At 63.6% G+C, this 22,950-nt stretch carries 23 protein-coding genes and 1 tRNA gene; 11 read left to right on the top strand and 13 right to left on the bottom strand.

What is annotated here, in order from left to right:
- Nucleotides 1–318 precede the first annotated feature (318 nt).
- The 6 genes from CAF78_RS13225 (at nt 319) to CAF78_RS13200 (ending at nt 6,590) form a co-directional block, all read left to right on the top strand.
- Nucleotides 319–1,554, top strand: coding sequence for an SRPBCC family protein (locus CAF78_RS13225; RefSeq protein ID WP_085676131.1), 1,236 nt, complete (start codon nt 319–321; stop codon nt 1,552–1,554).
- Nucleotides 1,555–1,831: 277 nt separating this feature from the next.
- Nucleotides 1,832–3,214, top strand: coding sequence for an FAD-binding oxidoreductase (locus CAF78_RS13220; RefSeq protein ID WP_085676130.1), 1,383 nt, complete (start codon nt 1,832–1,834; stop codon nt 3,212–3,214).
- Nucleotides 3,215–3,229: 15 nt separating this feature from the next.
- Nucleotides 3,230–3,580, top strand: a complete 351-nt coding sequence (locus CAF78_RS13215; protein WP_085676129.1) for a cupin domain-containing protein — start codon at nt 3,230–3,232, stop codon at nt 3,578–3,580.
- Nucleotides 3,581–3,606: 26 nt separating this feature from the next.
- On the top strand, nt 3,607–5,118 hold the full coding sequence (locus CAF78_RS13210; RefSeq protein ID WP_085676128.1) for a CoA-acylating methylmalonate-semialdehyde dehydrogenase: 1,512 nt from the start codon (nt 3,607–3,609) through the stop codon (nt 5,116–5,118).
- A 31-nt stretch (nt 5,119–5,149) separates the two neighbouring features.
- The gene (crcB, locus tag CAF78_RS13205; RefSeq protein WP_256573898.1) at nt 5,150–5,545 is read left to right on the top strand and encodes a fluoride efflux transporter CrcB; all 396 of its coding nucleotides are present in this window, start codon (nt 5,150–5,152) and stop codon (nt 5,543–5,545) included.
- A gap of 76 nt (nt 5,546–5,621) precedes the next feature.
- Entirely contained in the window at nt 5,622–6,590 is a 969-nt protein-coding gene (locus CAF78_RS13200; protein ID WP_085676127.1) for an AraC family transcriptional regulator, read from the top strand.
- 30 nt (nt 6,591–6,620) lie between these two features.
- On the opposite strand, the gene CAF78_RS13195 is transcribed toward CAF78_RS13200, so the two are convergent.
- On the bottom strand, nt 6,621–8,534 hold the full coding sequence (locus CAF78_RS13195; RefSeq protein ID WP_085676126.1) for a tyrosine-protein phosphatase: 1,914 nt from the start codon (nt 8,532–8,534) through the stop codon (nt 6,621–6,623).
- Between the two features lie 593 nt (nt 8,535–9,127).
- On the opposite strand from CAF78_RS13195, the gene CAF78_RS13190 reads away from it, so the two are divergent.
- Entirely contained in the window at nt 9,128–9,322 is a 195-nt protein-coding gene (locus tag CAF78_RS13190; protein ID WP_085676125.1) for a hypothetical protein, read from the top strand.
- Between the two features lie 116 nt (nt 9,323–9,438).
- Here CAF78_RS13190 and CAF78_RS13185 read toward each other — a convergent pair whose 3' ends face one another.
- The gene (locus CAF78_RS13185) at nt 9,439–10,359 is read right to left on the bottom strand and encodes a LysR family transcriptional regulator (RefSeq protein WP_085676124.1); all 921 of its coding nucleotides are present in this window, start codon (nt 10,357–10,359) and stop codon (nt 9,439–9,441) included.
- A 99-nt stretch (nt 10,360–10,458) separates the two neighbouring features.
- Between CAF78_RS13185 and CAF78_RS13180 the strand changes: the two genes are divergently transcribed.
- Entirely contained in the window at nt 10,459–11,220 is a 762-nt protein-coding gene (locus tag CAF78_RS13180) for a TSUP family transporter (RefSeq protein WP_085676123.1), read from the top strand.
- A gap of 2 nt (nt 11,221–11,222) precedes the next feature.
- Here the strand turns inward: CAF78_RS13180 and CAF78_RS13175 are convergent, their stop codons facing one another.
- The 5 genes from CAF78_RS13175 to CAF78_RS13155 all read right to left on the bottom strand — a co-directional run bounded on the left by CAF78_RS13175 (nt 11,223) and on the right by CAF78_RS13155 (nt 15,874).
- A complete protein-coding gene (locus CAF78_RS13175; protein ID WP_085676122.1) occupies nt 11,223–12,647 on the bottom strand; it encodes a GGDEF domain-containing protein in 1,425 nt (474 codons plus the stop codon).
- A gap of 138 nt (nt 12,648–12,785) precedes the next feature.
- A complete protein-coding gene (locus CAF78_RS13170; RefSeq protein ID WP_085676121.1) occupies nt 12,786–14,615 on the bottom strand; it encodes an SLC13 family permease in 1,830 nt (609 codons plus the stop codon).
- Nucleotides 14,616–14,769: 154 nt separating this feature from the next.
- Complete coding sequence (locus tag CAF78_RS13165) at nt 14,770–15,162, bottom strand: glycine zipper domain-containing protein (protein ID WP_085676120.1); 393 nt, start codon at nt 15,160–15,162, stop codon at nt 14,770–14,772.
- A gap of 74 nt (nt 15,163–15,236) precedes the next feature.
- Nucleotides 15,237–15,419, bottom strand: coding sequence for a hypothetical protein (locus CAF78_RS13160; RefSeq protein ID WP_085676119.1), 183 nt, complete (start codon nt 15,417–15,419; stop codon nt 15,237–15,239).
- Between the two features lie 161 nt (nt 15,420–15,580).
- Nucleotides 15,581–15,874, bottom strand: a complete 294-nt coding sequence (locus CAF78_RS13155; protein ID WP_085676118.1) for an RcnB family protein — start codon at nt 15,872–15,874, stop codon at nt 15,581–15,583.
- Between the two features lie 101 nt (nt 15,875–15,975).
- On the opposite strand from CAF78_RS13155, the gene CAF78_RS13150 reads away from it, so the two are divergent.
- Nucleotides 15,976–16,326, top strand: coding sequence for a hypothetical protein (locus tag CAF78_RS13150; protein ID WP_085676117.1), 351 nt, complete (start codon nt 15,976–15,978; stop codon nt 16,324–16,326).
- 102 nt (nt 16,327–16,428) lie between these two features.
- On the opposite strand, the gene CAF78_RS13145 is transcribed toward CAF78_RS13150, so the two are convergent.
- From CAF78_RS13145 to CAF78_RS13130, 4 genes are all read right to left on the bottom strand, one after another.
- Nucleotides 16,429–17,196: an SDR family oxidoreductase gene (locus tag CAF78_RS13145; RefSeq protein WP_085676116.1), complete on the bottom strand. Its 768-nt coding sequence runs from the start codon at nt 17,194–17,196 to the stop codon at nt 16,429–16,431.
- A gap of 23 nt (nt 17,197–17,219) precedes the next feature.
- Nucleotides 17,220–18,287, bottom strand: coding sequence for a phosphotransferase family protein (locus CAF78_RS13140; RefSeq protein ID WP_085676115.1), 1,068 nt, complete (start codon nt 18,285–18,287; stop codon nt 17,220–17,222).
- 185 nt (nt 18,288–18,472) lie between these two features.
- Nucleotides 18,473–18,790, bottom strand: coding sequence for an SCP2 sterol-binding domain-containing protein (locus CAF78_RS13135; RefSeq protein ID WP_085676114.1), 318 nt, complete (start codon nt 18,788–18,790; stop codon nt 18,473–18,475).
- A 54-nt stretch (nt 18,791–18,844) separates the two neighbouring features.
- Nucleotides 18,845–19,555 (bottom strand): histidine phosphatase family protein, encoded by a 711-nt coding sequence (locus tag CAF78_RS13130; RefSeq protein ID WP_085676113.1) that lies wholly within the window; start codon nt 19,553–19,555, stop codon nt 18,845–18,847.
- A 196-nt stretch (nt 19,556–19,751) separates the two neighbouring features.
- Here CAF78_RS13130 and sohB point away from each other — a divergent pair, with 196 nt between their 5' ends.
- Complete coding sequence (gene sohB, locus CAF78_RS13125; RefSeq protein ID WP_085676112.1) at nt 19,752–20,771, top strand: protease SohB; 1,020 nt, start codon at nt 19,752–19,754, stop codon at nt 20,769–20,771.
- A 155-nt stretch (nt 20,772–20,926) separates the two neighbouring features.
- Nucleotides 20,927–21,000 (top strand) — tRNA-Cys (locus CAF78_RS13120).
- Between the two features lie 56 nt (nt 21,001–21,056).
- Here the strand turns inward: CAF78_RS13120 and CAF78_RS13115 are convergent.
- Both CAF78_RS13115 and CAF78_RS13110 read right to left on the bottom strand, forming a co-directional pair.
- The gene (locus CAF78_RS13115; protein WP_085676111.1) at nt 21,057–21,731 is read right to left on the bottom strand and encodes a polysaccharide lyase family 7 protein; all 675 of its coding nucleotides are present in this window, start codon (nt 21,729–21,731) and stop codon (nt 21,057–21,059) included.
- 419 nt (nt 21,732–22,150) lie between these two features.
- Nucleotides 22,151–22,825: a polysaccharide lyase family 7 protein gene (locus tag CAF78_RS13110; RefSeq protein ID WP_085676110.1), complete on the bottom strand. Its 675-nt coding sequence runs from the start codon at nt 22,823–22,825 to the stop codon at nt 22,151–22,153.
- Between the last annotated feature and the right edge of the window lie 125 nt (nt 22,826–22,950).

Genomic DNA, 22,950 nt, shown 5'->3' with positions numbered 1-22,950 from the left:
CATTGAATGACGAAGCTTTATTGATGGGCGAAGTTGCCATCAGGTCCAGCAAGAATATAGGGGTGAAACCAGGCGCTGGTCTAACGACTTTTCCAGGCTTTTTACGATAACCCCTTGTTATGGCTGCGTAACATAAGGTCGTCAGTGGCGGATTGTCCAGCGCGAATTAACTACGTTTCTCGCATGAATTAAAGTTATGCGTAAAGTAATTTTTGTGCCGGTGTAAGTTTTTCGGTGCTGCGTAACATGAGAAACAGTGATTAAAGTTTCAGTCATATGCACCAGCCGACAACGGGCCTTGGTGTCCGGAGGATAATAATGAACAGCAACGAATCCGTGATTGGCCTGATCAAGCAGCGCAAGCCTCGCCATGTGTTGCCGCGTGAGCTCTATCTTGACCCTGAGGTCTATCGGCAGGATCTGGAGCACATCTGGCACAAGGACTGGGTATTCGCCGGGCATACCTTCGAGATTCCCAAGGCTGGGCAGTATTTCACCCTGCAGATCGGCGACTATCCGGTCGCCATTGTGCGTGGCAAGGATGGCGAGGTTCGCGCGTTCCACAACGCGTGCCGTCATCGTGGCGCCAAGGTCTGCGAGCACGCCAGCGGCAAGGTCGCCAAGCTGGTGTGCCCGTATCACAAGTGGACGTTCGAACTCGATGGCAACCTGATCTACGCCGGCAACATGGGCGCCGATTTCGACAAGTCGAACTACGGCCTGAAGCCCGTGCATGTCGAAGTGGTGCACACCTACATCTATGTCTGCGTCGCCAAAAAAGCCCCTGATTTCACCCAATTCCGCGCTGCCGTCAGCCCCTTCATCGCGCCGCATTTCCTGGAAAACTGCAAAGTCGCCTTCGAGTCGAACCTGATCGAAAAGGGCAACTGGAAACTGGTGTTCGAGAACAACCGCGAGTGCTACCACTGTGATGGTACCCACCCCGAGTTGCTCAACTCCTTTGTCGAGAACTTGTCGGTTGCCGGCGTGGGCGGGGATGACGACCCGGAGCTGGTGGCGCACTGGGACCGCTGTGAAGCCGCCGGCATGCCAAGCCGGCTGAACATGGACCCGCTGGGGCGCTTCCGCATGACGCGCATTCCGCTGTCTGCTGGTGCGGTGAGCTACACCATGGATGGCAAGCCGGCCGTTGCGGGCCGGCTGGACAAGAGCGGTGAGCCAGACATCGGTGCGCTGCTGTACTTCAACTACCCCTCCACCTGGAACCACTTTCTCGGCGACCACGCACTGAGCTTCCGCGTGCTGCCCATCGGGCCTGGCGAGACGCTGGTGACCACCAAATGGCTGGTGCCGGAATCTGCGGTGGAAGGGGTCGATTACGACCTCGACCGCCTGACCAAGGTCTGGCTGGCCACCAACGACCAGGATCGTCGCCTGGTCGAAGGTACCCACGCCGGCGTTTCCTCGCCGAGCTACGAGCCAGGTCCGTTCTCCGAAAATGCCGAGAATGGTGTGTGTCAGTTCGATGACTGGTACTGCGAAACCCTGCTCGAGCGCCTGGAAGGGCGCCCGCCGCTAAAGTCGGTAGGTTGAAGGCTGATGACCTGCGGCGCACAGAGGTGCTGCAGGTCATTTGCGAGCACCCTGGCGCAGTGGCCTCAGCGTCCCTCTTTTTGTGCCCGTTCCAGCCTTGTTCATACATTTGTATAGCTGGCGCGATTCATTCTCGCATTCTGTCGCTGTCAAACACTCTGCAAGCCCCATAACCTCTGGCCTATAGCGCATTGGTCACTACCCACAAACCTCGGTAGCCCGCCAAGCCAACTCCGCCCCGAACCGGGCGCCGGCCAGTCCATGGGAAGCCAGCAGCATGTCAGCGAAATTCGATTTGTCCGCGTTACCCAACACACCGTTGTGGTTCGAGCCCTGCGCGCCACGTGCGCCGCTCGACGGTGCGGTCCAGGCCGATGTGGTCATCGTCGGTGCGGGTTACACCGGCCTGTGGACCGCTTACTACCTGCTCAAGAGCGACCCGTCGCTGCGGGTGGTACTGCTGGAAAAGCGCGAGGTCGGCTTTGGCGCCTCCGGGCGCAACGGGGGGTGGGCGTCGGCGATCTTCCCGATCTCGCTGCAGCGGGTCGCGCAGCTCTACTCCCACCAGGCCGCCTTGCACTTGCAGGTCGCGATGAACGAAACCGTCGACGAAATCGGTCGGGTGCTGGCCCTGGAAGGGGTCGATGCCGACTACGCCAAGCAGGGCTTCCTGTCCCTGGCCCGCAGCGCGCCGCAGATGGATCGCGCCCGGGCAGCGGTGGAGCATTCTGCGCGTTTTGGCCTGCCCGATCAGTGGCGGGTGCTCGAAGGCGCTGACGCCCGCGCCAGCATCGGTGCCGAGGGCACGCTCGGCGGGCTGTATACCGAACACTGCGCACTGATCCACCCAGGCAAACTGGTGCGTGGCCTGGCACGACTGGTGGAAAAGCTGGGCGCGACGATCTACGAGCAGTCGGCAGTCACGCAAGTGGCGCCAGGCGTTGTTCACACCGAGCGCGGCGCGGTACGCGCCGAAATGACCGTGCGTGCCACCGAGGCCTTCACCTCGCAGCAACCGGGCAAGTCGCGCTTCGTGATTCCGTTGTATTCGCTGGTGCTGGCCACCGAAGTGCTGCCGCGTGAACTGCTGGCCAAGCTCAACCTCGACCACCGCATGGCCTTCAACGACCTGCGCCACCTGCGCGTGTACGGCCAGGTCACCGCCGAAGGGCGGCTGGTGTTCGGCGGGCGTGGTGCGCCCTACAAATGGGGTTCGGCCATGCCCGAACAGGCCGACCTGGTGGACAGCATCCACGGCAAGCTCTACCACACCCTGCTCGAATTCTTCCCGGCCCTGCGCGATGCCCGCATCACCCACCGCTGGGGCGGCGCCCTGGGCGTGTCCCGTGACTGGTGCCCGACCGTGAGCATCGACCGCCAGCAGCGCATGGCCTGGGCTGGCAACTACGTCGGTGACGGCGTGGCCACCAGCAACCTGGCCGGGCGCATCTTGCGCAACCTGATTCTCGAGCGTGATGAAGCCATCAACACGCTGCCCCTGGTCAACCACCGCTCGCCCTCCTGGGAGCCTGAACCGCTGCGTTGGTTCGGTATCAACAGCGGCTTGGCCGCCGCGTCGCTCAGCGACATGGAAGAGCGCTACACCCTCAAACCTTCACGTACCGCGATGCTGCTGGAAAAGCTCACCGGCGCCCACTGACAAGGAGAAAACCCCATGCCTTCGTTCACCATCATCAAGCATGCCGACATCAAGGCCTTGCCGCTGACTGCTGCCGGCCAGCGCGCTGGCGCCGACCAGGGCGACCCGCAGGTCGCCATCAGCCAGCAGGCCCCGGAAGCGGTCGGCAACCTCGGTGTCTGGGAGTGCCAGCCCGGGGGCTGGCCAGTGGTCGAGCGCCCTGACACCGAGTTCACCTACATCATCTCGGGCAAGGCCCTGCTCACCGACGACAGCACCCAGGCGGTGGTGGAAGTGACCGGCGGCGACCTGATCATCCTGCCGCCGGGCTGGACCGGCCGCTGGGACGTGCTGGAAACCGTGCGCAAAGTCTACGCCATCTACTGATTCCTCTTTTCGACGTGAGAACGACAATGACCCAAACCATCATGAACTGGATCTGCGGCGCTCAGGCCGAGACCACAAGCGGCCAGCAACTGCCGGTCTACAACCCGGCCACCGGTGTGGTCACCGGCCAGGTGCAGCTGTCGGCACAAAAGGACGTGGACGCTGCCGTCGCGTCGGCCAAGGCCGCCTTCCCGGCCTGGAGCAACCTGTCGCCGCTGCGCCGTTCGCGGGTGCTCAACAGGTTCCTGGCGCTGCTCAACGAACACCGTGACGAGCTGGCCCGCATGATCACCGCCGAGCACGGCAAGGTCTTCACCGATGCCCAGGGCGAAGTGATGCGCGGCATCGAGATCGTCGAGTTCGCCTGCGGTGCGCCGCAGCTGCTGAAAACCGATTTCACCGACCAGGTCAGCACCAACATCGACAACTGGACGTTGCGCCAGCCACTGGGCGTGGTCACCGGCATCACCCCGTTCAACTTCCCGGTGATGGTGCCGATGTGGATGTTCCCGGTCGCCCTGGCCACCGGCAACACCTTCGTGCTCAAACCGAGTCCGCTGGACCCGAGCCCGAGCCTGTTCATCGCCGAGCTGCTGAAGCAGGCAGGCCTGCCGGATGGCGTGTTCAACGTGGTGCAGGGCGACAAGGACGCGGTCAACGCGCTGATCGAGCACCCGGACGTGCAGGCGGTTTCGTTCGTCGGCTCTACGCCGATCGCCAACCACATCTATGAAACCGGTGCCCGGCACGGCAAGCGTGTGCAGGCCCTGGGCGGGGCGAAGAACCACCTGGTGGTGATGCCCGATGCCGATATCGACCAGGTCGTCGATGCACTGATCGGCGCGGCCTACGGTTCGGCCGGCGAGCGTTGCATGGCGATCAGTGTCGCGGTCTTCGTAGGGGATGAAACCGCTGAGAAGGTCATGCCCAAACTGATCGAGCGCACCCGCGAGCTGAAAGTGCTCAACGGCACCAACCTCGAAGCCGAGATGGGCCCGATCGTCACCCGTGCGGCGCTGGAACGCATTACCGGCTACATCGAGCAAGGCGTGAAAGAAGGCGCCACACTGTTGGTCGATGGCCGTGGCTTCAACGGCCAGACCGCCGGTGACGGTTGCGGCGATGGCTTCTGGCTGGGCGGCACGCTGTTCGACAACGTCACCCCGGACATGCGCATCTACAAGGAAGAGATCTTCGGCCCGGTGCTGGCTTGCCTGCGCGTGAAGGACTTTGCCGAGGCGGTCGACCTGATCAACGCCCATGAGTTCGGCAATGGCGTGAGCCTGTACACCCGCGACGGCCACATCGCCCGCGAGTTTGGCCGCCGTATCCAGGTCGGCATGGTCGGCATCAACGTGCCGATCCCGGTGCCGATGGCCTGGCATGGCTTTGGCGGCTGGAAGAAAAGCCTGTTCGGCGACATGCATGCCTACGGTGAAGAAGGGGTGCGCTTCTACACCAAGCAGAAGAGCATCATGCAGCGCTGGCCGCAGGCGATCGCCAAAGGCGCCGAGTTCGCCATGCCGACCAGCCACTAAGGCAGCTTGCACGGTCGTTGCAGGAGCGGCCTTGCCGGGGCGCTCCTACACGGCGCAGATTGCAATTTGCGTGATCGTCGGCGGCAGCAGCGGCTGTGTACTGCGCTGGTGGTTTGGCCTGAGCTTCAACGCGCTGTTCCCGGGCATGCCCTTCGGCACCTTGCTGGTCAACCTGATCGGCGGTTTCGTCATCGGTGGCGCCATGGCCTTCTTCATGCGCTGGCCCAACCTCGACCCGGCCTGGCGCCTGCTGATCACAACCGGTTTCTGCGGTGGGCTGACCACCTTCTCGACCTTTTCCGCCGAAGTCCTGTCGATGCTCATGCACGGCCGTTTTGGCTGGGCTGCCGCCACGGTCTCGGCACATGTGCTGGGTTCGTTGCTGATGACCTTCGCCGGATTCGCCCTGGTGCGCTGGCTGGGCTGAGCCCGGGCGTCACGCGCCTGTCATGCACGGCTGCTAACGTGCCGGTCCTCTTTCGTGGCACAAGGTGTGCGACACGGTGTACTCCGGCACGACCCGCAAGCCGTTCATGCTGCGTTCCAGCGACATGCGCAGCGATGAGTTCGCGGCCTTGTTCACCCAGCTGTACGGCAACCTGTATGCCGACCTGCCGCCGCTGGGCGAGGGCATCGCCATCGCGGGTGTCTACGGCCGCTTCGACGGCATGAGCGTGCGGCGCATGCAGTACCAGGGCGACTTCACCCTCGTCCTGCCGGCGCCGCAGGACGAAATCACCTTTGTGCTGCCCACGGCGGGCAAGATCGTCTTCGACCACCGCGGCGAGTCGATCGGCGGTGCCCAGGTCGGCCTGGCGGTGGACAAGCTCGACATCCGCTCGGTGCGCATCACCGAGGGCCACGCCCAGTGCGGCATGTCGATCCGCCGCGGGGCGTTCACCGAGCGCCTTTCGACCTTGCTGGAGCAGCCGTTGCCAGCGCCGATCCGCTTTGCGCCGCAGGTCGACCTGGGTAACCCGGCGTTCCAGGGCATCCGGGCATTGCTCGAGCTGGCAACCGGTAGCGAGTTCGACCAGCTGATCAACACCGGCCTGCTGATGCCTGTGCGCTTGCAAGAGATGCTGGTCGACGCGCTGCTCGAAACCTGGCCGCACAACTACAGCGAGGCGTTGCGCAGCCCGGTGCCGGCGATTGCGCCACGGCATGTGAAACTGGCCATGGCGTATCTGCGTGAGCATCCCGCCAGGCAGGTCAGTGGCAGCGAGCTGGCGGGGGTGGCCAATGTCAGCCTGCGGGCGTTGCAGGATGGCTTTCGGCGTTTTGCCGGGACGTCGATCATCGGCTATCAGCGCCAGGTGCGGCTGGAGCAGGCGCGTGAAGTGCTGGCGCGCGGGGAGGGCGGGTCGGTGGCGGAGGTTGCCTTGCGCCATGGCTTCAGCAATGCCGGGCGGTTTGCCCAGTACTTCCAGCAGGCTTTTGGTGTCAGCCCGGCTTTGATTCGGCGTCGCTAGCTGGGGCTGCGAAGCAGCCCCATTCTGGCATCAGAAGGCATAGCTGGCCTTGAGGCTGCCGCTGACCCCGTGGCTGTCCCCGCCGCCCATGGCGGCCACCTCGGCCCCGACACTCAGCGCCCCGAGGTTGGCCATCAGGTTGACGCCGCCAATGAACTGGTCGCGGTTGTCGAAGGCCGCGCGCTGCTCGATATCCAGCCCCAGCAAGTGACCTTCGCTGTCGACCTGGTGATCGCCCAGGGCATGCTCGTAACCCACCTCGACCCCCGGCACCAGCTGCCAGCTGCCCATGGCGACCGGCGCGAATGAGGCCTTGAGGTTGGCCACGGCGGCGCGTCGGGTTTCTTGCAGGTCATCCACCTGCAGGGCCAGTTCGCTGCCCTTTTCGGTGAAGCCGTTCACGTCCACGCGGCTGACCCGCAGCCCCAGGCTAGGCTCCAGCACCATGGCCCCGGTGGGCAGGCGATAACCCAGCGCCAGGCTGCCTCCGGCCAGCGTGCCGTGGCTGTCGCCCTTGGCCGTGCCCAGGCCGCCGCCAAGTTCACGCTTGCTCGAGTAATCGAGCCAGCCGGCGCTGGCGTCGGCGTCGATAAACAGGCCTTGTTCCAGGCCATTCGGCGCGAAGCGTGCACCCAGGCTGAGGAAGGTCAGGTCGGTGTCCGCCTCGCCACCGGCGCCGCCGACATTGCCGCTGCTGTAGCCGAAACCAGCATGGGCGCTGAGCTGCTCGGAGAAGCGCTGGGTCAGGCCGACCATCAGGCCCTGGCTGTGCTCGTTGCTGCTGGCGGCGTGGGAAGAACCGTCGGTGCCCAGGTAGCCGGCCAGCGCGGTGCTCCACAGGCGCGACTGGCCGACCTTGAGGTCGCTGCCATCGGCAAAGGGGGCGGCCGCACGGTCGATCATCGCACCCTGGCGCAGCAGGTAGCTGGTGGCGTCGGCATGCACCTGGCCACCGACGACCGACTCGACGCCGCCCAGCGTGCCGGCGTCGATGGCCGCTTGCAGGTAGTAGTTGTACGCGGTATAGCTGCCCGACAGCGCGGTGTCCTGCAGCTGGTTCAGCAGCCGCGCACCGGCAGCAGCGTTGCCCAGCAGGCCGGCCTCACCTGGCAGCGTGCCGTAGCGCACCATCTTGCCGCGCAACACGTAGAGGGTTTCTTGCGACAGCCCCAGGCCTGCCTTGAGGTAATTGTCCATGGTCCCGTATTCGGCGGTGACCTCATCCAGGCCGGCCTGCAGATAGCTGGCTTCGACACCGAGCAGCGGCGCATAGATCTCGGCCATGCTCGCCGGCATGGCGGCCAGCGTCGCTGCCACCCGCGCGGCGGTGTAGTCGTTGGTGGCCAGGTAGTTGCTCATGATGGTCGCCTGATCGACCCCGGCGATGCTCAGCAGCACGGCGGCGGTCCAGCCGGTGCGGTCCTTGCCGGCGGTGCAGTGGAACAGCGCCGCACCGTCGGCGTTGGCCAGGTCGTTGAACAGCATGCTGAACTGCCCGCGCATGCCGGCGTCGCTGACGAAGGCGCGGTTGGTTTCCTGCATCATCGCCCGCGCCTGGGCGGCGCTGGTGAACGAGATGCTGGTGATGTTCGAGCCCGAGGTGGTGCTGCCGATGATGTCGATGTTGGTGTAGCGGGCGCCGGCCGGCAGCGTGTCGGGCGTGCTGGCGATTTCGCTGGGGGTGCGCAGGTCGTAGACATCGCTGATGCCCAGGCCGTTGAGGATGGCGAGGTCGGACGCGGTCGGTGTCAGGGCGTTGGCACGGTAGAACACCCCGGCGCGCATCACGCCATCGTGGCGGGTGGCATAGGCACTGGTGGTGCCGGCGATGTCGCGGAAGTTGTCCATGCCGGCCAGGCGCGGCGTGTCGAGCGCGTCGGCGGCATGGGCAGCGGAAATGGCCAGGGCAAGCAGGGACACAGAGCAGAACAGACGTTGCAACACGGAAGTAGCCTCGATCGGATGCGTTGGGCTGGCTACTGTCGGTGGGCAAGATGAAACTGAATGTTACAAGTTGCAGCGCGGCGGAAATGGCTGCGCGATCTGTCTGTCGTGTGCGTTTTCCGTCTACGCCGCCCCGAGGATGCCTGCGCACACCTCGGCGCTGTCGAATCCGCGCATAATCGAGTGCCAGGTTGCATCTGATCCGCTTTTTTTCCTCGAACCTGAATCTGTAACCGTATCAGCCTGGCGCCGACAATGCTCTTCGTCCCTGCTATCACACTGAAGAGGTTCCGATGGGCAAGCTCGCGCTGTTTCTGGGTAGCTTTCTGCTGTTGACCGTTCTGATCGGCCTGCTCGGCACCATTCCGCCAAGCTGATTCGCCGCACTGATTTACCTCACGCCCTCCGGCCCGTCTACCTCGCTAGATGGGCCAGATTGCTGCCGGCCCCTGGCAGTTCTCCACGGCTGTACCGCTGGACTAGTGGTAGGTGCAAGTCGTTCTCAAGTGCAAAAGCCTCGTGTAGGCTCCCGCTGCGTCATAATGGGTCGTATACAGCGAACCCTGTCTTTTGCCTTGGGAGTCAGTACACAGATGGAATGCAAGAAGGGCACTTCAGCCATGCTGGAGTGGCGTAGCCGTTATCTCAGCGAAGGCATCCTCGAAGAGGACCAATACGATCAGGCGCTGCGCTGTGCCGAGACCCTGGAACAGTCCGGGGTGATCAGTGCGCAGGAATGGATCGAGCTGGTCAAGGCGGCGAATGTCGCGCTGCTGAGCGTGCGATAAGTCCTTCATTGCTCGGGGAAATCTGTCCACAAAAAACGTGGGTAGGTCTGTGGATAAAGTTCTGTAAGCCAGGCAACTTGCGGTCTCTGTTAAATTGAGCAGAATTTGAACAGCGTTTAGTCGACCCGTTCAAAGGCGGCTTCGCCCGCCTGGCGCAAGGCCAGCAGCAACTCGCGCACCCGGGCGGGTAGCTCGCCGGAGGGGTACACCGCATGCATCTGCGGGTCCTGGCCGGTGCTTGAGGTCAGCCGGTAATCGGCGCACACCCGTACCAGGCGTCCAGCCTTCACCTGGGCTTGCGCCACCCAGTCCGCCAGGCGCGCGATACCGGCACCGGCCAGGGTGCTGTGGTACACCGCGTCGCCAGAGCCCAGGCGCAGGCGCGGGTGCGGGCGCAGGCTGGTGATCTGGCCGTCGCGGCAGAAGTGCCAGGCTTTGAGGATGCGCGGAGCGGTGTGCAGGATCAGCGCGTGCTGGTCCAGCTGCTCGGGCCGCTCGGGCATGCCGGCGCGGGCGACATAGGCCGGGCTGGCATACAGGTGGCGGTGGTAGCGCCACAGTGGATAACCAATCAGTTCGCTCGACTGGGGAAAGGCGCCGCGGACCACGAAATCGAACTTGCCGTGCAGTGGGTCGAGGGCCGTGTCGCTGTACTGCACGTCGAGGGTCACGTGCGGGTGGCGCTGGCTGAAGCGGGCCAGCACGCCAGGCAATACGTGTTCGCCGAGCAGTTGCGGCGCGGCAAAGCGCACCCAGCCTTGCGCGCTGCCGGTAAGCGCGGCCAGCTCATCGGCGGCGTCGCGTTGCACATCCAGCAAGCGTTCGGCGTGGGGCAGCAGGCGCTCACCGGCTTCGGTGAGGGTCACGGTGTTGGCGTTGCGGTTGAGCAGCTTGCACCCGCTGTTGTCTTCCAGGGTTTGCACCGCGCGCGTCACCGCGCTGGGCGAACGGCCCAGGGCGCGTGCGGCGGCGACGAAGCTGCGCTTGTGCGCAACACTGACGAAGGCCTGGATTTCGCGCAGCATGTCCAATGCCATGGTGGGTTCCTCGTTGCAGTTTTCGCAATATGGCATTTCAACACACGCACGCCACTTTGATTAGCCTTGCAGTCTGTCTTCACTGCCTGGACCCGCTCCATGATGGATATCGCCGTACTTTCCGTGTTCGCTTTCGCTGCCGGCCTGATCGATGCCGCCGTCGGCGGCGGCGGGCTGATTCAGATCCCGGCGCTGTTCAACGTGCTGCCCACCGCGCAACCGGCGGCGCTGCTGGGCAGCAACAAGTTGGCTTCGGTGTGCGGCACGGCCTTTGCCGCTCGCTCGTTCATTCGCAAGGTGACCCTGGACTGGGGCCTGATCGTACCGGCGGCGGTCAGCGCCTTTGTCATGTCGTTCGCGGGGGCGGCCACGGTGTCGCTGGTGCCACCCAGCGTGATGCGCCCGGCGGTGCTGGTGTTGATCGTGCTGATGGCGATCTACACCTTCTGCAAGAAAGACTTCGGCACCTTGCACAAGCCAGCCCGGATCGGCCGCCGGGAGCAGTGCCTGGCGGTGTTGATCGGCGGGGCGATCGGTTTCTATGACGGCTTGTTCGGCCCGGGCACTGGCAGCTTCCTGATCTTCCTGTTCATCCGCTTCTTTGCCCTCGACTTCCTGCATGCCTCGGCGTCGGCGAAGGTGGTCAACATTGCCACCAACCTGGCGGCCCTGGTGTTCTTCGTGCCATCGGGCAATGTGCTGTACGCCATCGCCCTGCCGATGGCCGCGTGCAACATCCTCGGTGCCTTGACCGGGACCTGGCTGGCGGTGCGCAAGGGCGCCGGGTTCGTGCGCGGGCTGTTCCTGATCCTGCTGTGCGTGCTGATCGCCAAGCTGTCCTGGGACCTGCTGATGGGCTGAAGTCAGATCACCTGGCGCTGTGGCTCGGCCTGCTCGACGCGGTTGCGGCCATGGGCCTTGGCCCGGTACAGCGCCTGATCGGCGCGTGCCAGCAGTTCGTCCAGGCTGGGGGCGGCTTCGTCCGCAGCGCAGCCGGCCAGGCCAATGCTCACGGTGATCTGCAGGCGTGCATCGCCTTGGGCCAGGTGCAGGTCCTGCACGGCGCGGCGCAGGCGCTCGGCGGTGAACTTGGCCCGCTCCGGCGCCAGCCCGGGGAGCACCACCACAAACTCCTCGCCGCCCAGGCGAGCCAGCAGTTCTTCGTCGTGCAACTGGTCTTGCAGGGTACGGGCGAACTGGCGCAGCACCTGGTCACCGACGGCATGGCCATGGCGGTCGTTGATCGACTTGAAATGATCGATGTCGAGCATCATCAGGGTCAGTGGCAGCCCTTGGGCATGCTGCTGACGGCTGTCGAGCAGGGCGTTGGCACGGCGGCTGAAGGCACTGCGGCTGAGCAGGCCGGTGAGGTGGTCGATGGTGGCCTGGCGCGCCAGGCGCGCCAGCAGGCTGCGGTTGGCCTGGCTGACGCAGGCCACCACCAGCGGCCCGAGGACCAGCATGGCAATGCCCAGGCGTGCCGACATCAGTGTGGTGACCCCGGGCTCGCTCTGCGGCACGCTGAAGTGCATGAGGTTCTGTGCCACCGCCACGATCAGCGTGCTGCCGGCGGTGAGGGTCAGCAACGACACCAGGAACGGTGAGTACGTCCAGGCACACCACAGCAACGCGGCAATCGGAAAGGCAATGGCGCCTGGCCCGCCGAAGGCGATGCTGAACGCCAGCGAGGCCAGCAGCACCAGCAAGGGCGCCAGGCGGATGGCCTGGGCGCCGCTGCGCACCAAGGCGCGGGCCGAAGGGGCGGTGAGCAGGATCGGCAGCACCAGCACGCTGGTCGAGAACTGTTCGCTGAACCAGGCCAGCCAGGTGGCCTGCAGCGACTTTTCGAACCACGGAGCGGCCATCGCACAGGCCATGCTGGCGGCCACCACGGCACCCGCCGCGCAGGCGCCAAACACGCTCAGCACGCCATGCGGAGTGCGCATGCGCCGGTGCAGGCGAGGCAGGCGCGACAGCAACCACCACACCGTCACCACCACGCCGAGGTTGCACAGGTTGAACCACAGGGCTGGCGCCCAGGCACTGCCGCAGGCCAGGTCGGCTGCGACCATCGCCAGCCACACCAGGGTAAAGCCTTTGAAGCTGGCTTGGCGTGGGTAACGCAACAGCACACCGGCCAACACCGCATTCACCGGCCAGAACAGCGACAGTGATTCGATCGGCCGGGCCAGGATCCCGCCGAGGGTCAGGGCAAAAGTCAGGCCGAACAGGGCGATATAGGGCAACAAGCGCGAGTGTGCTGGAAAAACCATAGGCTCGACCGACAAGCGGAAACGAAATCCAGGACAACGACAATAAGCACCTGGGGCATTGACGCGTCAGTGTGTTGGCACCGGGTGCTTGATGTCAATCTGCCGTATTCGTGCAAGTTAATGGCAAATAGCCTCTATTCTTTGCCAGATCGCTTACAGACCGTAGAACCAGGGCACCATCAGCACGGTCACCAGCATCACCAGCACGGTAAAGGGCACGCCGATCTTGACGAAGTCGCCAAAGCGGTACTGCCCCGGGCCGAGCACCAGGGTGTTGACGGGGGATGACACCGGCGTCATGAACGCCGCCGATGCCGCCAGGGCCACGGTCATGGCGAACGGGTAGGGCGACATGCCCAGCTGCGTTGCCGTGCTGATCGCCACGGGCGCCATCAGTACGGCAGTGGCGGTGTTGGAAATGAACAGGCCGATGACAGCCGTGACCATGAACAGGCAGGCCAGCATGGCCAGCGGCCCGGCGCCGCCCAGCAGGCTGACCAGCCCGCCCACGGCCAGGTCGATGCCGCCGGTTTTCTGCAGCGCCTGGGCGAACGGCAGCATGCCGACGATCAGCACCAGGCTCTGCCAGTGTATGGCCCGGTAGGCGCTGTTCATGTCGATGCAGCGCCCGGCGCCCATCAGCAGGCAGCCGATCAGCGCGGCGATGACATTGGGCACGGCGCCGCTGACCATCAGCCCGACCATCACCGCCAGGCTGACCAACGCATAGGGTGCACGGGTTCGGGCCGGCGCAACCTGGTCGATTTCGGCCGGCAGGCTCAACACCAGGAAGTCCTTTGGCTGGCTCTGCAACTGGCGCACGGCCTTCCACGGGCCGACCACCAGCAGCGTGTCGCCCAGGCGCAGTTTCTCTTCCACCAGTTGTTCTTCGATGGCCGCCTGCTCGCGACGCAGGCCGACCACGTTGAGGTCGTAGCGGGTGCGGAAGGCCAGTTCCAGAATGCTCTTGCCGATCAGTTGCGAGCCTGGTGGCAGCGACACTTCGGCCATGCCCAGCTCCTGGGACTGGTCGATGAAGTAGGCCGCCTTGAAGTGCAGCGGTTCCAGCTGCATGGTCTGGCACAGGGTGCGCAGGTCGTCGCGGTTGGCGAACAGGTCGAGCAGCAGCACATCACCCTGTTGCAGCACGGTGCTCGAGTCGGCAACGATGACCCGGGTGGTGAACTTGTGCTGGCGTTCGATGCCGATCACGTTGGCGCCGTGCCTGGTGCGCAGCTCCAGTTCGCCCAGGGTGTGGCCGACCAGTGGCGAGTGCGGGCGGATGCGCAGGCGCCGTTCGCGGCCGTTGAGCTTGTAGTCGAGCACCAGGTCGAGCAGCGTGCGGCGGCTTTCCACACGGCCGTCCTTGCGCACTTCGCCATTGAGCCAGTGGCGGGTCAGCAGCATGTAACCGATGCCCAGCACCAGCACCACCAGGCCGAACGGGGTGAAACTGAAGAAGCTGAAGCCGGGGCCGCCATGGCGTACCAGCTCGCTGTGCACCACCACGTTGGGTGGCGTGGCCACCAGGCTGAGCATGCCGCTGATCAGGCCGGCGAAGCTCAGCGGCATCATCAGCCGGCTGGGTGACAGCTTAAGCCGCGCGGCAATGCTCAGCACCACCGGGATGAAGATCGCCACCACCCCGGTCGAGCTCATCACCGAGCCCAGCCCGGCCACCGAAACCATCAGCAGCACCAGCAGGCGAGCCTCGCTGTTACCGGCCCGTTCGCTCATCCATTCACCGATGCGGTAGGCGATGCCGGTGCGCACCAGCCCTTCGCCGATCACGAACAAGGCGGCGATCAGCACCACGTTGGGGTCGCTGAAGCCCGCCAGGGCCTGTTCAACGGAGAGGATGCCCGACAGCGGCAGGGCGAGGATCACCAGCAAGGCGACCACGTCCATGCGCGGGCGGTTGATGACGAAGAGGGTGACGACGACAGCCAGCAGGCCGAGGACCCAGAGCAGTTCCTGGTTCATGGGGCGGGGGTGTTCCTTCACTCAAGGGGGCACGAAAGACAGTAGCAGCCAGTGTGGCAGCTTGCGGTGAAGGTGATGTTGATGTGTTGCAGGGTTTGCACCCATGGCGCAAATGAAAAGGGCCGCAAAATGCGGCCCTTTTCATGGTTGTCACTCAGTGGTGACGGTGGCGGCGGTGCTTGCTGCTGCCACCGTTGTCGCCCAGGTGGTTGCCCAGGGCACCACCCGCTGCGCCGCCCAGGCCGGCACCGATGGTGGAGCCGGTCTTGCCGCCTACCGCGCCGCCCAGCAGCGAGCCGCCGGCCGAGCCCAGGCCACCGCCAATGGCGGCTTCGGTACGGTTGCCTTTCTTCGCAGCTACAGCACTACCGGCTGCACCGCCGACACCGGCGCCGATGGCTGCGCCAGTGCGGCCGCCCATTTGCTGGCCGACAACGTTGCCCAGCACACCACCCAGGCCGCCGCCGATGGCGGCAGTGCCGTCACCGGCGAACGCGCCCTGGCACAGCAGCAGGCCCAGGGCAATGGAAGGCAGAGTCAGACGCATGATTTGAACCTCAAAGGAATCATCAGGTTAAGGTGCCGCACGGTTGGGCGGCGGGTCAGGGTAGGGGAGACGCTTCAGCGGTAGTAACGGTCACCGCGCCATTGGCGGTCGTCGTCATCGTCGCGGTCGTGCCGATGGTGGTGTCGGTGGCCGCGATCGTCGTCGCGCCAGCCGCCGTCATCACGGTAGTGGTCGTGATAGCAGCCCGACAGCAGCAGGAAGGCAGCGATCAGCGAAAAGCTTGCAAGGCGGGTCATCTCGATATAGGTCCTTGATCCGCATAGGTTTACGGGACACTGAATGAGACTGGGATCGATCCATTTGGTTTCCCCGGCGGGCAAAAAAATGCCGTGCGAGCGATGAGTGGCATGCTTGCACGGCGGCGGTTGGATCAGCTCAGATCAAGCGGCGGGTAGCTTCAGGACGCGGGATGGATCGCCAGCACCACGCCATTGGTGATCTGGATCAGCACATAATGCTCACCCATTCGCACCCAGTGGCTTTCCTTTTCCGGGGCGGGCAGCCCCTTGGCCTTCCAGTCGCTGATGGCCTGGTCATCGCGTTTGTACTGGTCGGGGGCCTTGTCGCCGACCTTGAGTTCACGGTTGTGGGTTTCCGGCGCTTTGATGCTCTCTTCTGCCGAGGGGGCAGCGAAGCTCAGTGCGGGCAGGCTGGCAATCAGCAGTGCAGGCAACAGGTGTCTGGCTTGCATGGGGCTCTCCTTGGTTGCATTCCCTATTTGCGACAGCGGCCCGCTTGGGACAATTCATTCGCAATGCTAGAGTCGCTTTCTTTTTGCCCCGAGGATGGAACATGCGAGCAATTCTGCCGATGGCTGCGGCGCTGGTGTTGGTCGGTTGCGCGAGCGCGACCATGGATGCGGCGCGCGGTGGCAAGCCGACGGCCCGGCTCGATTCGCGCAAGGCGCCGGAGCTGGTGGCCCAGTGCATCCAGTTCAGCTGGCAGAAAGAGGATGTGTTCGGCGATGACGCCAGTGGCTACCTGGAGCCGCGCAAGCAGGGCGGGTTGACGGTGTATACCCGCGAGGCGGAGTCGTTCGTGGATGTGTATCCGCAGGCGGGCGGTACACGGGTGGATTACTACGCGCAGAAGAATGATGGCGTGGCCCTGCAGCGTCGGGCAGCGGCAGCGACCTGCCTGTAACGTTTCTGCGCTACCGGCCTCTTCGCGGGTAAACCCGCTCCTACAGGACCTCACTGAACCTGTGGGAGCGGGCGAGCCCGCGAAGGGGCCGGCAAGCCATGATCAGGACAGGAAACCACCGTCGACATTCAGCGCGGTGCCGGTGGTGTAGCTGGAGGCATCGCTGGCCAGGTACAGCACGGCGCCGGCCATTTCCTTGGGGTCGGCCACGCGCTTGAGCGGGATCTGCTGTAGCGCGGCATTGAGGATGGCGTCGTTCTTCACCAGTGCCGAGGCGAACTTGGTGTCGGTCAGGCCGGGCAGCAGGGCGTTGCAACGAATGCCGAATTGTGCGCATTCCTTGGCGAACACCTTGGTCATGTTGATCACCGCAGCCTTGGTCACCGAGTAGATGCCCTGGAACAGGCCCGGCGACACACCGTTGATCGACGCCACGTTGATGATGCTGCCGCCGCCGTTTTCGCGCATCAGCTTGCCGGCTTCCACCGACATGAAGAAGTACCCGCGGATATTCACATCGACGGTCTTCTGGAAGGCATTCGGGTCGGTGTCGAGCACGTTGCAGAACTGCGGGTTGGTGGCCGCGTTGTTGACCAGGATATCCAGGCGCCCGAACTGTTCGCGGATGCCGGCGAACACCTGCTGGATCTGCTCCATTTCACCGATATGGCAGGCGACCGGGGTGGCCTTGCCGCCCGCCGCGATGATGGCGTCGGCCACCTGCTGGCAGCCGTCGAGCTTGCGGCTGGAGACGATCACGTGGGCACCCTGTTGGGCCAGCAGATGGGCAATGGCTTCGCCGATGCCACGGCTGGCGCCGGAGACGAAGGCGATCTTGCCGTCGAGGTCGAACAGTGGGGTCTTGGACATGCTGTTTTCCTTGTTGTCTGGCGTCAGAGCGTGGACTTGCCGATGACCTGCAGGCTCATCTGCTCCAGCAGCCGGTTCATGTGAATGAACTGGGCGAAGCGTTTGTCCTGGGTCTGGCCGTGGTAGTAGCGGTAGTAGATCTGCTGGACGATGCCGGCCAGTCGGAACAGGCCGTAGCAATAGTAGTAATCGAAGTTGTCCAGCTGGATGCCGGCGCGCTCGGCGTAGTAGTCGACGAACTGGCGGCGGCTGAGCATGCCCGGGGCATTGCTCGGCTGGCGGCGCATCAGTTGCACCGGCGCCGGGTCGCTGGCCTCGATCCAGTAGGCCAGGCTGTTGCCCAGGTCCATCAAGGGGTCACCAATCGTGGCCATCTCCCAGTCGAGCACACCGATGATGCGCATGGGGTTGTCGGCATCGAGGATCACGTTGTCGAAGCGGTAGTCGTTGTGCACGATGCCCGGGCGAGGGTGGTCGGCGGGCATCTTCTCGCGCAGCCAGGCGATCACGGCTTCCCAGCGCGGCGCATCCGGGGTCAGGGCTTTCTCGTAGCGGCTGGTCCAGCCCTCGATCTGGCGTTGCACATAACCTTCCGGCTTGCCCAGGTCGGCCAGGCCGCAGGCGTGGTAATCCACTTGGTGCAGCTCGACCAGGCGGTCGATGAAGCTTTTGCACAGGGCTTCGGTGCGGTTGGCATCCAGGCCCAGTTCGGCCGGGATGTCCGAGCGCAGAATCACCCCCTTGACCCGTTCCATCACGTAGAACTCACCGCCGATCAGTGATTCGTCGGTGCAGTGGGCGTAGGCCTTGGGGCAATACGGAAAGCCGCTGTTGAGCTGGTTGAGGATGCGGAATTCGCGGCCCATGTCGTGGGCCGACTTGGCCTTCTGGCCGAACGGTGGGCGGCGCAACACGAATTCACGGCCTGGGTAGCTGACCAGGTAGGTGAGGTTGGACGCGCCGCCAGGGAACTGGCTGATGCCCGGCGTGCCCTCAAGGCCGGCGATGTGGGCCTTCAGGTAAGGATCGATGACGGCCGCGTCGAGTTCTTCGCCGGGGCGTACCTGGGTGGACTGGTCGGTGAGCGTCATGCGTTTTCCTTATTATCTGGCGCAAGGACTATTGGCTAATCTAATGGCCTGGCAGCTGTGGAACAAGCGTGCCAGGTGCCATATAGGCGAGGGTGTTGCTGGTCGATCACTGCACCGAATGCCGGGCAAAAAAAAACCGAAGCCGGTCAGGCTTCGGTTTTCTCATCGTGCGTCGCGCCCGTCACTCAGGAAGGGAACAGCTCGCTGAGTTTCATCGACAGCATCATGTCGCCTTCGACACGCAGCTTGCCGCCCATGAAGGCCTGCATGCCGTCGGTTTCACCACTGACGATGCCCTTGAGGGTTTCGCTGTCCAGCACCAGGGTGCAGTTGGCATCCGGGTTTTCACCTTCCTGGATGTCGCAGGTGCCGTCCTTGACGATCAAGGCGTATTGCTTGTCTTCGTCGGTGATGTTGAAGCCGAACACCAGGTCCAGGCCAGCCGCAGCAGCTGGGTTGAATTTTGCTTTCATCGCCTCGACGGCTTTAGCTACATCGCTCATGGTGTTTTCCTTGTTAAGTGATAGTCGCGTCCGCAGGGACACTATGGGCCGGGCTCAACGGTAGGTGATGAGCTCCGGCGCCCTCAACAGCTGCACATGGGCTTGGCTGTTGAAGGAAGCCAGCGCCACGTCGCGGCCGCGGAACTTAAGCTGGCTGAGCGACGTGTTGATGATCTGCCAGTTCAGCGCAAAGGCCTGACTGGGGGTGATTCGGGTAACCAGGTGGAGCAGGGCGGCGATGGTGCCACCGGAGGTGAACACGGCGATGTTGTCGCCACTGCCCGCGCTGCTCAGCACACGCTGCAGGCCAGCGTCGACCCGGGTGGTGAATGCCTGCCAGGTTTCCAGGCCGTCATCGGCATGTTCACCGGCGTGCCAGCGTTGAACCATCAGGGCGAACAGGCGCTGGAACTCGCTGCGGTTCTGTGCACCGTTGCGCAGGATATCCCGGGCGTTCGGCTCATCGGCCAGCAAGCCGGGCAGCAGGGCGCGAATCACCCCGTCGGCATCGAACTCATTGAAGGCCGCGTCGGTCTCAAGGGCCGGTACCGCGCAACCCGCCGCATTCAATGCCTGCAGCGCGTGCCGGGCAGTGTCCTGCTGGCGCCGCAGATCACCGGCCACGCAGCGGTCCAGGCGCAGGCCGAGCTGGGCGAGGTGTTCGCCGAGGGCCTGGCTCTGGCGCACACCGACGGGCGAGAGGACGTCGTAGTCGTCCGCACCGAAGGAAGCCTGGCCATGTCGGATCAGGTAGAGATTGCCCACTGGGGTATCCGGCGTTGAAGGGTTGCTGCGAGGTTAGGATGCGCCACACAGGCTGTCAACGAAAAAACATACAAGCGTTTGAAAAGGTTGTTTGAACTGTGTTGCCAGCGTTTACCTCGGCTGGCGAGGGCACGGGCGCAACGGTATGCTTGCAACAGTTTCGCGCCGATCTGGCGCAGGTTCATAAGGAGTCAACGTGGAGTTTCTTGCCGAATACGCAAGCTTTCTCGCCAAAACCGCCACCCTGGTGATTGCCATCCTGGTGGTGTTGTCCGCCATTGCCGGTTTGCGCGGCAAGGGGCGGCGCAAGGCCGGTGGGCAGTTGCAGGTCACCCGCCTCAACGAATTCTATAAAGAGCTGCGCGAACGCCTGGAAAGCGGCCTGCTCGACAAGGCCCAGCTCAAGGCCCTGCGCAAGCAGCAGGCCAAGGCGGAAAAACAGCAGAAGAAGGGCAAGGCCGAAGAGAAGGGCCGGGTGTTCGTGCTCGACTTCGACGGTGACATCAAGGCTTCCGCCACCGAAAGCCTGCGTAACGAGATTACTGCACTGCTGACCCTGGCCACCCCCCGCGATGAAGTGGTGTTGCGCCTGGAAAGCGGCGGCGGCCTGGTGCACAGCTATGGCCTGGCGGCCTCGCAGCTGGCGCGTATCCGCCAGGCCGGCATCCCGCTCACCGTGTGCATCGACAAGGTCGCCGCCAGCGGCGGCTACATGATGGCCTGCATCGGCGAGAAGATTGTCAGTGCACCGTTTGCCGTGCTGGGCTCGATCGGTGTGGTGGCGCAGTTGCCCAACGTCAACCGCCTGCTGAAGAAGCACGACATCGACTTCGAAGTGCTGACCGCCGGCGAGTACAAGCGTACCCTGACCGTATTTGGCGAGAACACCGAAAAGGGCCGGGAGAAGTTCCAGGAAGACCTGGACATCACCCACCAGCTGTTCAAGGACTTCGTCTCCCGCTACCGCCCGCAGCTGCACATCGACGAGGTGGCCACCGGTGAAGTCTGGCTCGGTGTGGCTGCGCTGAACCGCAAGCTGGTCGATGAACTGCAGACCAGCGACGAGTACCTCAGTGACCGCGCCCGCACGGCCAATCTCTTCCACCTGCACTACGCCGAGCGCAAGAGCTTGCAGGAGCGTATCGGCATGGCGGCCAGCGGCACGGTCGAGAACGCAGTGGTAGGGTTGTGGAGCAAACTCGGCCGCTTGCGCTAACACCTTGAGCCCGCTGAAATTTTTTTCTGTTCAGGGGGGTTGCAAGGTTGAAGGAATGCAGACATAATGGCGCCCATCGAAACGCAGCAAACTTTGAAAAAGGTGCGGTGTTTCAAGGAGATAGCGAAGCGCAAGCTGCTAGATCCGAACTTTGAGGCCGAGTAGCAAAGTGGTTATGCTCCGGATTGCAAATCCGTCTACGCCGGTTCGATTCCGACCTCGGCCTCCACCATTCGAAAAACCCCGCAGATGAAAGTCTGCGGGGTTTTTCATTTTGCCCAGCATTCAGCCATGACTGAGCGACAGCTCGCTGATGATGCACACCGAACCATCGCTGGCCGGCGTCGCATCGGTGTAGTCGACCTGGTTGTAGATGCCGCCATGGAATTCGAACAGGCGCGTGTCCCAGGTGTCATCCAGTTGCAGGTCGCTCGACGATTTGGAGACGCCGTTGCACCTGGCGGTCACCTTGACCACACCCGCCGAGGTGGCATGAATGATCACGTCGAACTTCGTGCCGAGCGGCACGCCCTGCAGAAGGGTGCTGTTCACCGGCTCGGCCTGGTTGTAGGAGTGGCGGAACCCCATGGTGATGTTGCCCTTGTTCCAGAACACCTTCACTGGCGGGCTGTCATCCCCCCTGACGTGCATCTGGCTGATGACCACCTTTTGCGCCGAATTGACCTTGGTCAGCGCCATGGTCTGGCGATTCCAGTGGGCCGGGGCGCTGCCCAGCGTCCAGTTCTGGGTTTCCGACCACTCGCAACGGGTTCTGTGGGTGCTCTTGCTTGAGGCCCCTTTGGTCGGCGCCGAGAACTGAACCGAGCCGTCGCTGAGCACCTTCACCACGCTCGGAAACTCGGCGATGGCTTCGGCGCCATTGAGCTCCAGCGCCACAGGGTTCGTTGAAGAGACTGCCACCGGGGTAGCGATCGTTAGATTGCTGATGTTTACGGTCATAAAATGCTCCTGACGATAAAATCATTGGCCTGGCACGATTGCCTTCCAACTGTGATGCGTTCCTCCGCATCCGGCTGTGCACTCGTGAATGCACAGCCGGATGCTTTGCCCGGCCTGTCTTTACATCGCTTTCCGACGCCTCAATACCTGTATGCATATACAGTATATGCATTGATGCATATCTGCAAGCAGATGGCAGGCGTGCGGACAAGAAAAAGCCCGGCTCGGGGCCGGGCTGGGTTCAGGCATTCGTGGATGTTTCGCCAACGCCACGGGCGCGCTTGGGTGGGTAAGCGGTGCCCGAAAAAAGAAAACCCGCCAGCAAGGGGCGGGTCAAAGAACGTATGGAGCACGGTCATGGTGCCCAAGGCGTTGTCATGAAAATGTGAAGGGTACGTAGGCGGCTCGTCGCCCGTGACTCAAGCATGGCTCAACTCGAGCGTGCTGATCACGCACACGGAGGCATCGTCCGCCGGCGTGTCGTCGCTGTAGTCCACCTGGTTGTACACCCCGCCATGAAAATTCAGCGTGCGCGTGGCCCACGATGCGCCCAGTTGCAACGTGGCCGTCGTGCCGCTGCGGCCGTTACTGCTGGCGCTTACCGTGCACGCGCCGCTTTCGCTCACCTCGATGGTGACATCGAAACGCGTCCCCAGGGGGACGTCGGCGAGCACATTGCTGCTGAGCGTTGCCGTCTGGTTGAAGTCACTGCGAAAACCCACCGTGATCTTGCCCTTGTTCCAGAACACCTTGATTGGCGGGTTGTCGTCGTCCTTCACATGCAACTGGGATATCACCACCTTTTGCGCAAAATTGACTTTTTCCAGGGTCATGGTCTGGTGGTTGCGATGGTGCGCAGCGCTGCCGAACGCCCAGTACACCGGCTCCTTCCATTCGCAGCGGGTGCGATGGGTGCTCTTGCTGGAGGCTCCCTTGGTCGGGGCGGTCATGCGAATCGAACCGTCGCTCTGGCGTGCGACCACATTGGTCAGCGTGGCAAGCGCCTGGGCGCCGGTAACCTCCAGTGCTACCGGGTTGCTGGGGGATTTGGGCACAGGGGTGGTGATGATGAGGTTGTCTATGTTCACGGCCATTTGCTTTCTCCTTGAAAAGTGAAAGTCCTGCCTCTTTGCAGAGCCTGGCCAGCACGCGTGAAGTTCAAGGGGATCGAGCCCGGCCGGATGAAGGGCGCTTGCCAACAGGCGAAAAAAAGCCCGCC

This window comes from Pseudomonas sp. R28(2017), assembly GCF_002112505.1.
Classification (GTDB): Bacteria; Pseudomonadota; Gammaproteobacteria; order Pseudomonadales; family Pseudomonadaceae; genus Aquipseudomonas.
Note: the sequence above shows the minus strand (reverse complement) of the source record. Positions and strands in the feature narration are given on the sequence as shown.

Bases quoted from the DNA above. Each gene is read 5' to 3' on its own strand.
- CAF78_RS13225 (WP_085676131.1), top strand. From the start codon at position 319: ATGAACAGCAACGAATCCGTGATTGGCCTGATCAAGCAGCGCAAGCCT.
- CAF78_RS13220 (WP_085676130.1), top strand. From the start codon at position 1,832: ATGTCAGCGAAATTCGATTTGTCCGCGTTACCCAACACACCGTTGTGG.
- CAF78_RS13215 (WP_085676129.1), top strand. From the start codon at position 3,230: ATGCCTTCGTTCACCATCATCAAGCATGCCGACATCAAGGCCTTGCCG.
- CAF78_RS13210 (WP_085676128.1), top strand. From the start codon at position 3,607: ATGACCCAAACCATCATGAACTGGATCTGCGGCGCTCAGGCCGAGACC.
- CAF78_RS13190 (WP_085676125.1), top strand. From the start codon at position 9,128: ATGGAATGCAAGAAGGGCACTTCAGCCATGCTGGAGTGGCGTAGCCGT.
- CAF78_RS13185 (WP_085676124.1), bottom strand. From the start codon at position 10,359: ATGGCATTGGACATGCTGCGCGAAATCCAGGCCTTCGTCAGTGTTGCG.
- CAF78_RS13180 (WP_085676123.1), top strand. From the start codon at position 10,459: ATGATGGATATCGCCGTACTTTCCGTGTTCGCTTTCGCTGCCGGCCTG.
- CAF78_RS13170 (WP_085676121.1), bottom strand. From the start codon at position 14,615: ATGAACCAGGAACTGCTCTGGGTCCTCGGCCTGCTGGCTGTCGTCGTC.
- CAF78_RS13165 (WP_085676120.1), bottom strand. From the start codon at position 15,162: ATGCGTCTGACTCTGCCTTCCATTGCCCTGGGCCTGCTGCTGTGCCAG.
- CAF78_RS13160 (WP_085676119.1), bottom strand. From the start codon at position 15,419: ATGACCCGCCTTGCAAGCTTTTCGCTGATCGCTGCCTTCCTGCTGCTG.
- CAF78_RS13155 (WP_085676118.1), bottom strand. From the start codon at position 15,874: ATGCAAGCCAGACACCTGTTGCCTGCACTGCTGATTGCCAGCCTGCCC.
- CAF78_RS13150 (WP_085676117.1), top strand. From the start codon at position 15,976: ATGCGAGCAATTCTGCCGATGGCTGCGGCGCTGGTGTTGGTCGGTTGC.
- CAF78_RS13145 (WP_085676116.1), bottom strand. From the start codon at position 17,196: ATGTCCAAGACCCCACTGTTCGACCTCGACGGCAAGATCGCCTTCGTC.
- CAF78_RS13140 (WP_085676115.1), bottom strand. From the start codon at position 18,287: ATGACGCTCACCGACCAGTCCACCCAGGTACGCCCCGGCGAAGAACTC.
- CAF78_RS13135 (WP_085676114.1), bottom strand. From the start codon at position 18,790: ATGAGCGATGTAGCTAAAGCCGTCGAGGCGATGAAAGCAAAATTCAAC.
- CAF78_RS13115 (WP_085676111.1), bottom strand. From the start codon at position 21,731: ATGACCGTAAACATCAGCAATCTAACGATCGCTACCCCGGTGGCAGTC.
- CAF78_RS13110 (WP_085676110.1), bottom strand. From the start codon at position 22,825: ATGGCCGTGAACATAGACAACCTCATCATCACCACCCCTGTGCCCAAA.